Raw genomic sequence first — 13,302 nt, 5'->3', positions numbered from 1 at the left:
TCCGACGGGTTCAGTCGGGCTTGATCTTGGCGCGGGCCACGACCTGCTTCCAGCGCTGCTGTTCCTGCGCGATGAAGGCGGTGAACTGCGCCGGCGTGTTGCCGACGGCTTCTGCCGCGTCATGGCTCAAACGCTCGCGGGCCGAGGCCGAACGGATCGCCTTCACCGATTCGATCGCCAGCTTGTCTGCGTTGGCCTGCGCCAAGTTGGCCGGCGCGCACAGGCCGTACCACTGCGTCATCTCGAAGCCGGGGTAGCCCTGCTCTGCCACCGTCGGGACATCGGGCAGTTGCGGCAGCCGCTCCTTGGAGCCCGTCGCGATGCAACGCAGCTTGCCCGCCTTGATGAACTGCATGATGGCCGGCGCGCCGACCGAGGCCGCCTCAAGGCGCCCGGCGAGCAGGTCCGTCAGCTGCGGGCCGGTGCCGCGGTACGGCACATGCAGGATGAAGAGGTCGGCGACCATCTTCAGGTATTCCATCGCCAGGTGTCCCGCGCTGCCGTTGCCCGCCGAGCCGTAGCTGAACTTGCCCGGGTTCTTGCGCACGAGGGCGACCCACTCCTTCAGATTGCGCGCCGGCACGTCGGGATGCACGACGTAGAGGCTGGGCACCTTGGCCAGCAGCGTGATGGGCTTGAAGTCGCGGTTCGGGTCGTAGGGCAGCTTGTCGTAGATATACGGGTTCACCGCCAGCGTGCCGATGTGGCCGAGGATCAGGGTGTGCTGGTCTTCAGCGCGTGCGACCTCGCCCATCGCGATGTTGCCGCCGCCGCCCGGCTTGTTGTCGACGTAGACCGACTGCCCCAGCGTCTTGCTGAGCTCGGCCGCCGTGGCGCGGGCGACGATCTCGCTGCTGCCGCCCGGCGCGAACGGCACGACGAAGCGCACGTTGCGCGACGGCCAGGTCGATTGCGCGAGCGCGGGGAGCGACGTGCCGAATGCGGCCCCCGCGGCGCCGAGCGCGGCGGACTGCAGGAGGAAGCGGCGGCGGTCCTCGTCGGTGGGAATCATGCGGAGTCTCCGATCAGTTCTTCTGGAAACTCCGACTCTACGCGGGGCGCGCTGTCAGCGTGCTTTCAGCACCCCGTGCCGGGCGGCGACCGCCCCGCCGCATCAGCTGCGGATGTCACCCTTCTTGGGCTGCAATGTCTTCGGCGCGGAAGCGGCAGTGGCCGTCGCCTCGGCGAGCATCTCCTTGATGGCGAGCGTGTCGATGGCCGCCGAGCGCGCGGCGACGCCGCTGCGGTCGAAGTAGAGGCGGTACTTCTGGCGGAAATCGAAGTCTTCACTCAGGTCGCGCAGCGTGTCGACCTGCGGCTTGAGTTGAGCTTCCGACTGTTCCGCGAAACGCTTGCACGTGTCGCTCTTGTCCTTGCCGGCCAAGGACAAGTGGTTGCGGCAGTCCCGGGCCTTGAGCGCAATCGCTTCCACTTCGGCGGTCGCCCGGGAAGCGCGATGCACGCGCTGATCGGTCACCCGAGCGAGGCTAGGCAGCGAAGGCATTCGCGGATCGGAAGTCTGCCGCGAAGACGACGGCGTCACCTTGATCTCGATTTCCTTGGACTCCGCCTCCCGCGGACAAGGCGCGTCCTGGAACGAGACGGTGCCATCCTTGTTCGTGCACTTGTTGATCGCCCAGGCACCGTCGATCGGCGCCAGGAGCAACGGCAGCCATAGAGCCCACTGCTTCATTCGGAACTCCCTCATTGTTTGGGGCGAGAGGATACGGCACGGCAGGGCCTCCGCCTCTCCCCCGGAGAGAGGGATCGACCTGGCGCTCAGACGGGACGGGTCTCTTCTTCCATCCACCCGAGCCAGCGCATCGCCTGCTCCCGGGAGTCCCCGCACATATCTTCTGACGGAGGCAGAGAGCCGCACACGGCAGGCCGCTCCGGTCGTCCGAAGATCTTGCAGCGCAGCGCCTCGTCGAGCTGGATGCAGCGCACCCCGGCCGGCTTGCCGTCGGGCATGCCGGGGATGGGGCTGCTGATCGAGGGGGCGATGCAGCAGGCGGCGCAGGAGGGACGGCAATTCATGGGAGGCGGATTGTCGCCGCCGTCCGCGAGCGCCGCCGACAAGGTCCGCCCGGCATGCCCCTGAGGCAGTGACTTATCCACAGCCCCGCGTAAAATCACGCCCTTCCCTCATCTGAACGCCAGCCGGCTGCCCCTCGCCTGATTCCGCGCCCTGCGCGCGTCGCGATGGCTTCGATCCCACCCGATCGCCGATTCCGCTGGACGCCTTGCCATGCTTTATCCCAAAGAGTTCGACGTGATCGTGGTCGGTGGCGGCCATGCCGGCACCGAAGCCGCACTGGCGGCCGCCCGCATGGGCGTCAGCACGCTGCTGCTGACGCACAACATCGAGACGCTCGGACAGATGAGCTGCAACCCGTCGATCGGCGGAATCGGCAAAGGCCACCTGGTCAAGGAAGTGGATGCGCTCGGCGGCGCGATGGCCGCGGCGACCGACGAGGGCGGCATCCAGTTCCGCATCCTCAACGGCTCCAAGGGGCCGGCCGTCCGCGCCACCCGCGCCCAGGCCGATCGCATCCTCTACAAGGCGGCCATCCGCCAACGGCTGGAGAACCAACCCAACCTGATGCTGTTCCAGCAGGCCGTGGACGACCTGATGGTGGAAGGCGATCGCGTCGTCGGCGCCGTCACTCAATCGGGACTGCGTTTTCGCGCTCGCGCCGTCGTGCTGACGGCCGGCACCTTCCTCGACGGCAAGATCCATATCGGCCTCGAGAACTACGCGGCCGGCCGCGCCGGCGATCCGCCGGCGGTCTCGCTGTCGGGCCGTCTCAAGGAACTCAAGCTGCCGCAGGGCCGTCTGAAGACCGGCACCCCGCCGCGCCTGGACGGTCGCACCATCGACTTCTCCCGGTGTGCGGAACAGCCGGGCGACCTGGATCCGGTGCCCGTCTTCAGCTTCATGGGGAACGCCGCACAGCACCCGCGACAACTGCCCTGCTGGATCACCCACACCAACGAACGCACGCACGAGATCATCCGCTCCGGCTTCGACCGCAGCCCGATGTTCACCGGCGTCATCGAAGGCGTCGGCCCGCGCTATTGCCCGTCCATCGAAGACAAGGTCAACCGCTTCGCCGACAAGAACTCACACCAGATCTTCCTGGAGCCCGAGGGTCTGACGACCCATGAGTTCTATCCGAACGGGATCTCGACCTCCCTGCCCTTCGACGTCCAGCTGGCCGCTGTCCGGTCGATTCCCGGCCTGGAGAACGCGCACATCCTGCGTCCCGGTTATGCGATCGAGTACGACTACTTCGACCCACGCGAGCTGAAGTCCAGCTTCGAGACGCGCGCCATCGGCGGCTTGTTCTTCGCGGGCCAGATCAACGGCACCACCGGCTATGAAGAGGCGGCGGCCCAAGGCCTGTTCGCCGGTCTGAATGCGGCGCTCCAGGTCCAGGGCAAGGACGCCTGGCTGCCGAGCCGCGACCAGGCCTACCTGGGCGTGCTGGTCGACGACCTGATCACCAAGGGAGTCACCGAGCCCTATCGCATGTTCACGAGCCGGGCCGAGTTCCGATTGCAACTCCGCGAAGATAACGCCGACATGCGTTTGACCGAAGCGGGTCGCCAGCTGGGGCTGGTCGACGATGCTCGTTGGGAGGCATTCAACCGCAAGCGCGACGCTGTTTCACGTGAAACAGAGAAGCTCAAGTCGACCTGGGTGAATCCGAACATCCTCCCGGCGGCCGATGCAGAGCGGCTCGTGGGCAAAGCCCTTGAGCGCGAATACAACCTGATCGACCTGTTGCGCCGACCCGGCGTCACCTTCGACACCATCTCCGAAGTGGCGTCCATCGCCCGACCGGCGTCCGGTGTCACGCGCGCCGCCCTGAACGAATCGCTGGGCAGCGACCTCGCGGCCGCCGTCATCGAGCAGCTGGAAGTGGGCGTCAAGTACGCGGGCTACATCAGCAAGCAGCAGGAGGACGTGGCCCGCGCATCGAACTTCGAGCACCTGAAGCTGCCCGACGATCTCGACTATGGCCTGGTCACCGCCCTCTCTTTCGAGGCGCGCCAGAAGCTCGGCAAGCATCGCCCGGAGACGTTGGGGCAAGCCTCGCGGATCTCCGGCATCACGCCGGCGACCATCTCGCTGCTGCTGATCCACCTGCGCAAAGGCCGCTTCAAGGGCTTCACCGATCAAGCCGCCGTCGACTCGACCGCCGCCTGACTTCACCCTCTTCCGTTCTTCGATGACCGATCTCGACCTCCGTCCCCGCCTCGCCGCTGCCGCCGACACGCTGGGGCTCGGCCTCACCGATGAACAGCTGGACCGGCTGATCGCCTACCTCGGACTGCTGTCGAAGTGGAACAAGGTCTACAACCTGACGGCTGTTCGCGATCCCGAAGCGATGCTCACGCAGCATCTCGTGGACAGCCTCAGTCTGATTCCGCCGCTCCGTCGCCATGCCGCCGGCCAGCCGCTGCGGCTGATGGATGTCGGCAGCGGCGGTGGTCTGCCGGGGGTCGTGATCGCCATCTGCGATCCGTCGATCGACGTCACCTGCGTGGATACCGTCGGCAAGAAGGCGTTCTTCATCGCCCAGGTCGCGGCCGAAATCGGTCTGCCCAACCTGCACGCGGAGCACTCGCGGGTTGAACAGTTGAAGACGGCCCCCTTCGACGTGATTACGTCGCGTGCGTTTGCCTCCTTGGCGGACTTCACCGAATGGACCCGCATGCACCTGAAGCCGGGTGCCGTGTGGGCCGCAATGAAGGGCCAACACCCGGGTGATGAGATCGCGGAACTCGCCAAACGCGCACCGGATCTGTCCGTGTTTCACGTGGAACAGCTGGAAGTCCCCGGGCTCGATGCTCAACGGTGTCTGCTCTGGATCCGTCCGACCGCCGCCATCGGTTAAGCTCCGCCCCTCCGAGAGCCCCTGCTACCCGACCATTCATGGCCAAGATCTTTTGCGTTGCGAACCAAAAAGGCGGCGTCGGCAAGACGACCACCACCGTGAATCTGGCTGCAGGACTGGCCAAGGTGGGACAACGGGTGCTGGTGGTCGATCTCGATCCCCAGGGCAATGCCACGATGGGTTCGGGCATCGACAAGCGTGCCCTGCCGCTGACCGTCTATGACGTGCTGCTGGAGTCGGCCACGCTCGCCGAAGCGCGTCAGCGCAGCGAGAAGGCCGGCTACGACGTGCTGGGCGCCAACCGTGAGCTGGCCGGTGCCGAAGTGGAACTGGTCGAGCTGGAACGACGCGAACAACGCCTGAAAACAGCATTGGCTGCCTCGGCACAGGATTACGACTTCATCCTGATCGACTGCCCGCCCTCGTTGTCGATGCTGACGCTGAACGGTCTGTGCTCGGCGCACGGCGTGGTCGTTCCGATGCAGTGCGAGTACTTCGCGCTTGAAGGCCTGACCGACCTGGTCAACACCATCAAGCAGATCCACGCCAATCTGAATCCGGACCTGCAGATCATCGGCCTGCTGCGCGTCATGTTTGATCCGCGCATCACGCTCCAGCAGCAGGTCAGCGAGCAGCTGAAGGCGCACTTCGGCGAGAAGGTCTTCGACACCGTCATCCCGCGCAACGTCCGTCTGGCCGAAGCGCCCAGCTACGGTCTCCCGGGTGTCGTCTTCGACGGCGGCTCCAAGGGCGCGCACGCCTTCATCGATTTCGCCAAGGAAATGGTGAAGCGCGTCGGCGCCATGCGCTGACCGATCTGCCGAGCGATCCGTTGAGCGATGTCTCCCGAGTTGAACGCCCTCGCCCGCCGTGCCGAACTGGCCGGCTTGAACGCGGCGGCCGCTCCACGTGAAGCGCAGGTCGACGGCTGGTTGCTCCGGCTGTCTCCCGGCAAGGCCAAGCGCTCACGATGCGTCAATGCGCTGGCGGGCGGCACCCTCCCCCTCGACGACATCCTTCGCCGCTGCCGCGGCAGCTTCGAGCAGGCCGGCTTGCCGCTGATCCTCCGCCTCACGCCCTTCAGCCAACCGATCGACCTCGACGACCAGCTTGCCTCCAGAGGCTGGACCTCCTTCGATCCGGCCGATGTGATGGTGCTGCCGTCGCTGGAGGCTTTTGACGACGCCGACGGCATCGAGCCGCTATCGCCGTCCGCCTACGCCCGATTGATCGGCGAGCTGCGCGGATCGAGCTCCGAAGAGATCGAGGGCCACGCCCGCCGACTCGAACAGGCCAGCGTCCCGCATCAAGCGTTCCAGATGACTCAGGGCGGCGTGCTGCTCGCCTGCGGCCAGGTGGCCATCGATACGGATCCGAATGGCGCATCCCTGGGTGCGTCGGCCGATGCACCGGCTGGCGGCATGGCAGGCCTCTTCGACATCTTCACGCCCGAGGACCAGCGCGGTCGAGGTCATGGCTTCCAGCTGTGCGCCGCGCTGCTGGCCGAGGCGCGCCGCCAGGGCGCCCGCAGTGCCTATCTGCAGGTGGGTGCCGACAACGCCGCCGCGCAGCGTCTGTACGCCCGCCTGGGCTTCCTGCAGGCCTATCGCTACCACTACCGCAGCGACGACCCGCGCGCCTGGGCTTGAAGGCCGAGGCGCAGGACTAGTCCCGCGCCTGCCAGACCTTCAACAGCGTGTGGCGGGTGAAGCCCGGCACGAAGTCGTGCACATGGCTGATGCAGGCGTAGCCGAGGTGCTCGTACATCTCGGCGGTCTCGTCCAGCAGCGTCTCGATGAGCGCGTCGACACAACCCCGCTTCAGCGCCATCGCCTCCAGCTGGCGAAGGCTGTCACCACCGAGGCCTTGCCCGCGATGATCCGCGTGGACCCACAGGTAGTTGACGTAGAGGCGTTGGAACTCGGTCCGTCCGGAGGCGCCGGCGATCAGCTCGTCGCCGTCGTACAGCGCCACGGCGATGTCCTCGGCGTCGCTGCCTTGCGTCTGCTGGCGCCCGTATCGGATGACGCCGTCGCGGAGGGCGTCCAGGTCGTGCAAGGGAACGGCGTCATCCCGACGCCATTCCCGGCTTCCGCCGCCCGTCGATGCCGTCATCAGATGTCGTTGACGTCCGGACCGGTCAGGCCCAGCGACTCGTCCACGCCCAGGTGCACGTTCATGCTCTGCACCGCGGCGCCGCTCGCGCCCTTGCCGAGGTTGTCCAGACGGGCCATCACGAGGATCTGCTGCTCGCTGCCGAAGACGAACAGGTCGACGTTGTTCGTGTCGTTGCAGGCCTGAACGTCGAAGAAACCGACGGCCAATGTGTCGGCGTCGCGCAGCGGTTTCACGTGGATGAAGCGCTCGCCCTCGTAGTGCGCGGCCAGCGCGTCGCGAACCTGCTGCGGCGTGGTGCCGGCGCGCAGCTGGCTCAGGTGCAGCGGCACGGTGACGGCCAGGCCCTTGTAGAAGTTGGAGACGATGGGCATGAACACCGGCGCGGTGGTCAGTCCCGTGTGGGCCATCATTTCCGGCAGATGCTTGTGGGCCAGGCCCAGCGCATACGGACGCGGCGCGATCAGCTTCGGATTTCCGCCCGCCTCGTACTCCGCGATCATCGACTTGCCGCCGCCCGAGTAGCCGGTGATCGACGTGGCCGTGACCAGCGCGTCGGCCGGCAGCAGGCCGGCATCGACCAGCGGACGCACCGCCAGGATGAAGGCGCTGGCATGGCAGCCGGGATTGGCGATGCGCTTGGACTCACGGATCGCCGCGCGCTGACCCTTGGCCAGTTCCGGCAGACCGAAGGCCCAGCCCGGGGCCGTGCGATGCGCCGTGCTGGCGTCGATCAGGCAGGTCCTGGGGTTGGTGATCATCGCCGCGGCTTCGCGGGAAGCCGCGTCCGGCAGGCACAGGAAGGCGACGTCTGCGGCATTGAGCAGGCGGGCGCGCTCGGCGGCATCCTTGCGCTTGTCGGCGTCGATGCGCAGCACCTCGATGTCGGCGCGCTGCGCCAGATATTCATTGATGCGCAGGCCGGTCGTGCCTTCCTGCCCGTCGACATACACCGCGTACTTCATCGCCGCTCCTGCAAAATCCGCTGCCTCCGGGACCCTCCCGAAGAAAGCGCGAAGCATAAGGCCAACCGATGTCAACACACGCCATTCCGCCGAATGACCTGGACCTCTCCCCGATCACGCGACCGGTCTACCTGCTGCCGGGCTGGATGAACTCCGACCCCGACCATTGGCAGAGCGAATGGCAACGGCGTCATGGCGACAGCCGCGTCGAGCAGAACGACTGGGAATGGCCGCGTCGCGGCGACTGGATGGCCCGCCTCGACGAGGTGCTGCAGCAGGACGGGCGCCTGCACGACCAGCCGGCGCTGCTGGTGGCGCACAGCCTGGGCTGCCAGCTGGTGGCGGCCTGGGCGGAACACTCGTCCCACACCCGCCTGGTCGCGGGCGCGCTGCTGGTCGCGCCCCCCGACACCGAGCGCGAGGAAATGCCCCCTCAGCTGCACAACTGGCGACCGATCCGGCGCCCTCGGCTGCCCTTCCCGGCCATCGTCGTCGCCTCGAACGACGACCCCTTCTGCGCCCCTGAACGCGCCGCCGGCATGGCGGCGGACTGGGGCGCGGAATTCGTGCTGGCGGGCCCGCTGGGGCACATCAACGCCGCCTCAGGACTGGGTGCCTGGCCCGAAGGCCGGGCGATGCTGAAGCGCCTCGCCGGCTGATCCGGGCGACCCCCGACATCGGGCCGACGGCCCTCCCCCGGAATCACGGAGAATCGCGCCCCATGGCGACAAAGAAACCCAAGGGCCTGGGCATGGGCCTCGAGGCCCTGCTCGGACCCAAAGTGAGCGACGCACCGGCGGTGCGCGAAGGCGAACCCGGCGTGCTGCCGCTCGCGCAGATGCAGGCCGGCAAGTACCAGCCGCGCACCCGCATGGACGAAGGCTCGCTCTACGAGCTGGCCGAGAGCATCAAGGCGCAGGGGATCATGCAACCGATCCTCGTGCGTCCGATCGCGCCCGACGGCGCGGTCCGCTACGAGATCATCGCGGGCGAACGGCGCTTCCGCGCCGCGAAGCTGGCCGGCCTGGCCGAGGTGCCGGTGCTGGTCAAGCCGGTGCCCGACGAGGCCGCCGCCGCGATGGCGCTGATCGAGAACATCCAGCGCGAGGACCTCAACGCGCTGGAAGAGGCGCAGGGCCTGAAGCGGCTGGTCGACGAATTCGGCCTGACGCATGACCAGGCGGCACAGGCCGTGGGCCGTTCTCGCAGTGCAGCATCCAATCTGCTGAGACTGCTGAACCTCGCGGAGCCGGTCCAGAACATGCTGATGGCGGGCGACATCGACATGGGCCACGCCCGCGCGCTGCTGGCGCTCGACGGCGCCCACCAGATCACCAGCGCCACCGAGATCGCCGCCAAGAAGCTCAGCGTGCGCGAAGCCGAGAAGCTCGTCCAGCGCCAGCAGGGCGGCGGGCGCCAGGCCCCGCTGCTGCGGGTGAAGGCGAACAAGAGCCGCGACGTGCTGAGACTCGAGGAAGAGCTCTCCGACCTGCTGACGGCGCAGGTGGAGATCCGCGTCAAGAAGAAGACCAAGCGCGGCGAGCAGGGGGAAGTCGCGATCAGCTTCGGCTCTCTCGACGAACTGAACGGCTTGCTGCAAAAACTTCGACCGCCCGGCGCGCAGGAGTGACCCGCGCTGGCCCCCCGCTCAGGGGGCCTGCCGACCGGGCAATCCACAAGAATGGCACGCGGGATGCGTGCTGTCTTCTTCGTACTTCCCACAGGTGCCCCATGTCGGGGGATCGTCAACTTTCGCGCTTCACAGGCGTTGGACATGGGAGTACAACGGGGTCATGTCTTGCTATCGCGCATCGCTTCCGATGGGGGTAGCATGGCCCGAAAAGCCGCACCCTCGCTGAGGTTGCCGAGGGGCATCCGCCCACGGTCGCGCACTTTGGACCAGCATGGGCTGGCCGTTTGCTGAATGCTTGCTGAGCTCGGAAAGCTCTGATGACGCCTTGAGTCATGGACGTCGCCAGAACTTCCTGGACGATGCGAGGTCCGTTGTCGCACGGACGCGCGTCGCCTCCCAATGCACCACTGGAGGTCAGCATGGACGTGATCAGCCATTTCGCGGCTCGCTATGAACGCAGCAAGGTCGAGGAACTCACCCTGGAGGAGTACCTCGACGAGTGCAAGCGCAATCCCCTCGCCTACGCCACCGCGGCCGAGCGCATGCTCAAAGCGATCGGCGAGCCGCAGATGCTGGACACGCGCAACGACTCGCGCCTGTCGCGGATCTTCCAGAACAAGGTCATCAAGATCTATCCCGCCTTCGCCGAGTTCTACGGCATGGAGGACGCGATCGAACAGGTCGTCTCCTACTTCCGCCACGCGGCGCAGGGACTGGAAGAGAAGAAGCAGATCCTGTATCTGCTGGGCCCGGTCGGCGGCGGCAAGAGCTCGATCGCCGAGCGCCTCAAGCAGCTGATGGAGCACGTGCCGTTCTACGCGCTCAAGGACAGTCCGGTGAACGAGAGCCCGCTGGGCCTGTTCGACGTCGTCGAGGACGGCCCGCTGCTGGAGCGCGAGTACGGCATCCCGCGCCGCTACCTCAACCGCATCCTGAGCCCGTGGGCGGTGAAGCGGCTCGACGAGTTCGGCGGCGACATCCGCAAGTTCAAGGTCGTCAAGCGGCTGCCGAGCGTGCTCAAGCAGATCGGCGTGGCCAAGACCGAGCCGGGCGACGAGAACAACCAGGACATCAGCTCGCTGGTCGGCAAGGTCGACATCCGCAAGCTTGAGACCTACGCGCAGGACGATCCCGACGCCTACAGCTACTCCGGCGGCCTGTGCCTGGCCAACCAGGGGCTGCTGGAATTCGTCGAGATGTTCAAGGCGCCGATCAAGGTGCTGCACCCGCTGCTGACGGCGACCCAGGAAGGCAACTTCAAGGGCACCGAAGGCTTCGGCGCGATCCCCTTCGACGGCATCGTGCTGGCCCACAGCAACGAGAGCGAGTGGAAGACCTTCCGCAACAACAAGAACAACGAGGCCTTCCTCGACCGCATCTACATCGTGAAGGTGCCCTACTGCCTGCGCGTCAGCGAGGAAGTGAAGATCTACGAGAAGCTGATCCGCGGCTCCTCGCTGGCCGAGGCCAAGTGCGCCCCCGGCACGCTGAAGATGATGGCGCAGTTCGCCGTGCTGACACGTCTGAAGGACCCGGAGAACTCCAGCGCCTTCAGCAAGATGCAGATCTATGACGGCGACAACCTGAAGGACACCGACCCGAAGGCCAAGTCCATCCAGGAGTACCGCGACTACGCCGGCGTCGACGAAGGCATGGCCGGCATCTCGACGCGCTTCGCGTACAAGATCCTGTCCAAGGTCTTCAACTTCGATTCGACCGAAGTCGCCGCCAATCCGGTCCACCTGATGTACGTGCTCGAACAGCAGATCGAGCGCGAGCAGTTCCCGCAGGAGGCGGAACAGAAGTTCGTCGGCTTCATCAAGGAAGTGCTGGCGCCGCGCTACGCGGAGTTCATCGGCAAGGAGATCCAGACCGCCTACCTGGAGAGCTACAGCGAGTACGGCCAGAACATCTTCGACCGCTACGTCACCTACGCGGACTACTGGATCCAGGACCAGGAGTACCGCGACACCGACACGGGCGAGGTGTTCGACCGCTCGGCGCTGAACGCGGAGCTCGAGAAGATCGAGAAGCCCGCCGGCATCAGCAATCCGAAGGACTTCCGCAACGAGATCGTCAACTTCGTGCTGCGGGCGCGCGCCAACAACGCGGGCAAGAACCCGCTGTGGACCAGCTACGAGAAGCTGCGCACGGTGATCGAGAAGAAGATGTTCTCCAACACCGAGGAGCTGCTGCCGGTGATCAGCTTCAACGCCAAGGCCAGCGCCGACGAGGCGAAGAAGCATGAGAACTTCGTCCAGCGCATGGTCGACAAGGGCTACACGCCGAAGCAGGTCCGGCTGCTCTGCGAGTGGTACCTGCGCGTGAGGAAGTCGAGCTGAGTCGGACGGAGTCGAACGAACGCCACCGGAAAGGTCCCTCAATGACCGGGCTTCAACAGATCATCGACAGGCGGCTGTCGGGCAAGAACAAGTCGATCGGGAATCGGGAGCGCTTCCTGCGCCGCTACAAGGACCAGATCCGCGACGCCGTGCGACGCGCGGTGGACAAGCGCGGCATCCGCGACATGGAACGCGGCGAGGACGTGCAGATCCCCAAGCGCGACCTGAGCGAACCTGTCTTCAGCCACGGCGACGGCGGGACCCGCGAGGTCGTGCGGCCCGGCAACACCGAGCACATCAAGGGCGACCGCATCGGCAAGCCGCAGGGCGGCCAGGGCGGGGGCGGCGGCTCCCAGGCGAGCGACTCCGGCGAGGGCGAGGACGACTTCGTCTTCCACCTCAGCAAGGAGGAATTCATGCAGGTCTTCTTCGAGGACCTGGCGCTGCCCAACCTGGCCCGCACGACGCTGGCCGAGACGCCCGAGTACAAGACGGTCCGCGCCGGCTACGTCACCGACGGCACGCCGACCAACCTGCACGTCGTGCGCTCGATGCGCGGTGCGTTGGGGCGGCGCATCGCGCTGGGCATGGACAAGCGGCGCGAGCTGCATGAGCTCGAGACGCGGCTGCTGACCCTGCAGCAGGAAGAGGACAAGCGCCGGCCCGAGATCCAGGCGCTGATCGCCGAGACCGAGGCGCGCATCGTGCTGCTGCGCCAGCGCCTGTCCAACATCCCCTTCCTGGATCCGATCGACCTGCGCTTCCGCAACCGCATCAAGGTGCCGCAGCCGACGACGCGGGCGGTCATGTTCTGCCTGATGGACGTGTCGGGCTCGATGGACGAGAGCCGCAAGGACCTGGCCAAGCGCTTCTTCATCCTGCTCTACCTGTTCCTGACGCGGCACTACGAGAAGATCGAGGTCGTCTTCATCCGCCACCACACCCAGGCGCAGGAAGTCGACGAGCAGAACTTCTTCCACGCCACGGAGACGGGCGGCACGGTGGTGTCGTCGGCGCTGGTGATGATGGAAGAGATCATCCGCGCGCGTTATCCGGCCGGCGACTGGAACATCTACGGCGCGCAGGCCAGCGACGGCGACAACTGGCATCACGACAGCGGCCGTTGCCGCGAGCTGCTGGCCGACAAGATCCTCCCACTGTGCCGCTACTACGCCTACGTGCAGGTGGCGGAAGCCGAGCAGAACCTGTGGGAGGAGTACGCGAAGCTGGAAGACGAAGTGCACCACTTCGCGATGCGCAAGGCCGTCGAGGTGGCGCAGATCTATCCGGTCTTCCGCGACCTGTTCAAGAAGGAAGGGGCGACCGCGTGAGTGCGGCGCCGG

Annotated in this window: 13 protein-coding genes; 8 read left to right on the top strand and 5 right to left on the bottom strand. The window is 66.4% G+C overall.

Features of this window, described 5'->3' with window-relative positions:
* Nucleotides 1–10: 10 nt before the first annotated feature.
* From ACQZ13_RS00785 to ACQZ13_RS00775, 3 genes are all read right to left on the bottom strand, one after another.
* On the bottom strand, nucleotides 11–1,012 hold the full coding sequence (locus ACQZ13_RS00785; RefSeq protein WP_431049391.1) for a Bug family tripartite tricarboxylate transporter substrate binding protein: 1,002 nt from the start codon (nucleotides 1,010–1,012) through the stop codon (nucleotides 11–13).
* Between the two features lie 102 nt (nucleotides 1,013–1,114).
* Nucleotides 1,115–1,693 carry a DUF4124 domain-containing protein gene (locus ACQZ13_RS00780; RefSeq protein ID WP_431049390.1) on the bottom strand — a complete coding sequence of 193 codons (579 nt, stop codon included), beginning with the start codon at nucleotides 1,691–1,693 and terminating at the stop codon, nucleotides 1,115–1,117.
* Between the two features lie 86 nt (nucleotides 1,694–1,779).
* Nucleotides 1,780–2,037, bottom strand: coding sequence for a YkgJ family cysteine cluster protein (locus ACQZ13_RS00775; protein WP_431049389.1), 258 nt, complete (start codon nucleotides 2,035–2,037; stop codon nucleotides 1,780–1,782).
* A gap of 211 nt (nucleotides 2,038–2,248) precedes the next feature.
* Here ACQZ13_RS00775 and mnmG point away from each other — a divergent pair, with 211 nt between their 5' ends.
* Genes mnmG through ACQZ13_RS00755 form a run of 4 tightly spaced genes read left to right on the top strand, consistent with a single transcriptional unit; the run spans nucleotide 2,249 to nucleotide 6,553 of the window.
* Nucleotides 2,249–4,213, top strand: coding sequence for a tRNA uridine-5-carboxymethylaminomethyl(34) synthesis enzyme MnmG (gene mnmG, locus ACQZ13_RS00770; RefSeq protein WP_431049388.1), 1,965 nt, complete (start codon nucleotides 2,249–2,251; stop codon nucleotides 4,211–4,213).
* Nucleotides 4,214–4,235: 22 nt separating this feature from the next.
* Nucleotides 4,236–4,904 carry a 16S rRNA (guanine(527)-N(7))-methyltransferase RsmG gene (gene rsmG, locus ACQZ13_RS00765; protein ID WP_431049387.1) on the top strand — a complete coding sequence of 223 codons (669 nt, stop codon included), beginning with the start codon at nucleotides 4,236–4,238 and terminating at the stop codon, nucleotides 4,902–4,904.
* Between the two features lie 38 nt (nucleotides 4,905–4,942).
* A complete protein-coding gene (locus tag ACQZ13_RS00760; protein ID WP_088408034.1) occupies nucleotides 4,943–5,716 on the top strand; it encodes a ParA family protein in 774 nt (257 codons plus the stop codon).
* A gap of 27 nt (nucleotides 5,717–5,743) precedes the next feature.
* On the top strand, nucleotides 5,744–6,553 hold the full coding sequence (locus ACQZ13_RS00755; RefSeq protein ID WP_431049386.1) for a GNAT family N-acetyltransferase: 810 nt from the start codon (nucleotides 5,744–5,746) through the stop codon (nucleotides 6,551–6,553).
* Between the two features lie 16 nt (nucleotides 6,554–6,569).
* Here the strand turns inward: ACQZ13_RS00755 and ACQZ13_RS00750 are convergent, their stop codons facing one another.
* A complete protein-coding gene (locus ACQZ13_RS00750; RefSeq protein ID WP_431049385.1) occupies nucleotides 6,570–6,962 on the bottom strand; it encodes a GNAT family N-acetyltransferase in 393 nt (130 codons plus the stop codon).
* Between the two features lie 56 nt (nucleotides 6,963–7,018).
* The gene (argC, locus tag ACQZ13_RS00745; protein WP_431049384.1) at nucleotides 7,019–7,984 is read right to left on the bottom strand and encodes an N-acetyl-gamma-glutamyl-phosphate reductase; all 966 of its coding nucleotides are present in this window, start codon (nucleotides 7,982–7,984) and stop codon (nucleotides 7,019–7,021) included.
* A gap of 68 nt (nucleotides 7,985–8,052) precedes the next feature.
* On the opposite strand from argC, the gene ACQZ13_RS00740 reads away from it, so the two are divergent.
* From ACQZ13_RS00740 to ACQZ13_RS00725, 4 genes are all read left to right on the top strand, one after another.
* On the top strand, nucleotides 8,053–8,643 hold the full coding sequence (locus ACQZ13_RS00740) for an RBBP9/YdeN family alpha/beta hydrolase (protein ID WP_431049383.1): 591 nt from the start codon (nucleotides 8,053–8,055) through the stop codon (nucleotides 8,641–8,643).
* A gap of 62 nt (nucleotides 8,644–8,705) precedes the next feature.
* Nucleotides 8,706–9,614, top strand: coding sequence for a ParB/RepB/Spo0J family partition protein (locus ACQZ13_RS00735; protein ID WP_088408039.1), 909 nt, complete (start codon nucleotides 8,706–8,708; stop codon nucleotides 9,612–9,614).
* Between the two features lie 422 nt (nucleotides 9,615–10,036).
* Nucleotides 10,037–11,959 (top strand): PrkA family serine protein kinase, encoded by a 1,923-nt coding sequence (locus tag ACQZ13_RS00730; RefSeq protein WP_088408040.1) that lies wholly within the window; start codon nucleotides 10,037–10,039, stop codon nucleotides 11,957–11,959.
* A 41-nt stretch (nucleotides 11,960–12,000) separates the two neighbouring features.
* Nucleotides 12,001–13,290 carry a YeaH/YhbH family protein gene (locus ACQZ13_RS00725; RefSeq protein ID WP_431049382.1) on the top strand — a complete coding sequence of 430 codons (1,290 nt, stop codon included), beginning with the start codon at nucleotides 12,001–12,003 and terminating at the stop codon, nucleotides 13,288–13,290.
* Nucleotides 13,291–13,302 lie beyond the last annotated feature (12 nt).

Origin of the sequence: Roseateles sp. L2-2 (genome assembly GCF_050613215.1) — a bacterium.
GTDB lineage: Bacteria > Pseudomonadota > Gammaproteobacteria > Burkholderiales > Burkholderiaceae_C > Roseateles > Roseateles noduli.
This window is presented reverse-complemented; position numbering and strand designations above follow the sequence as displayed.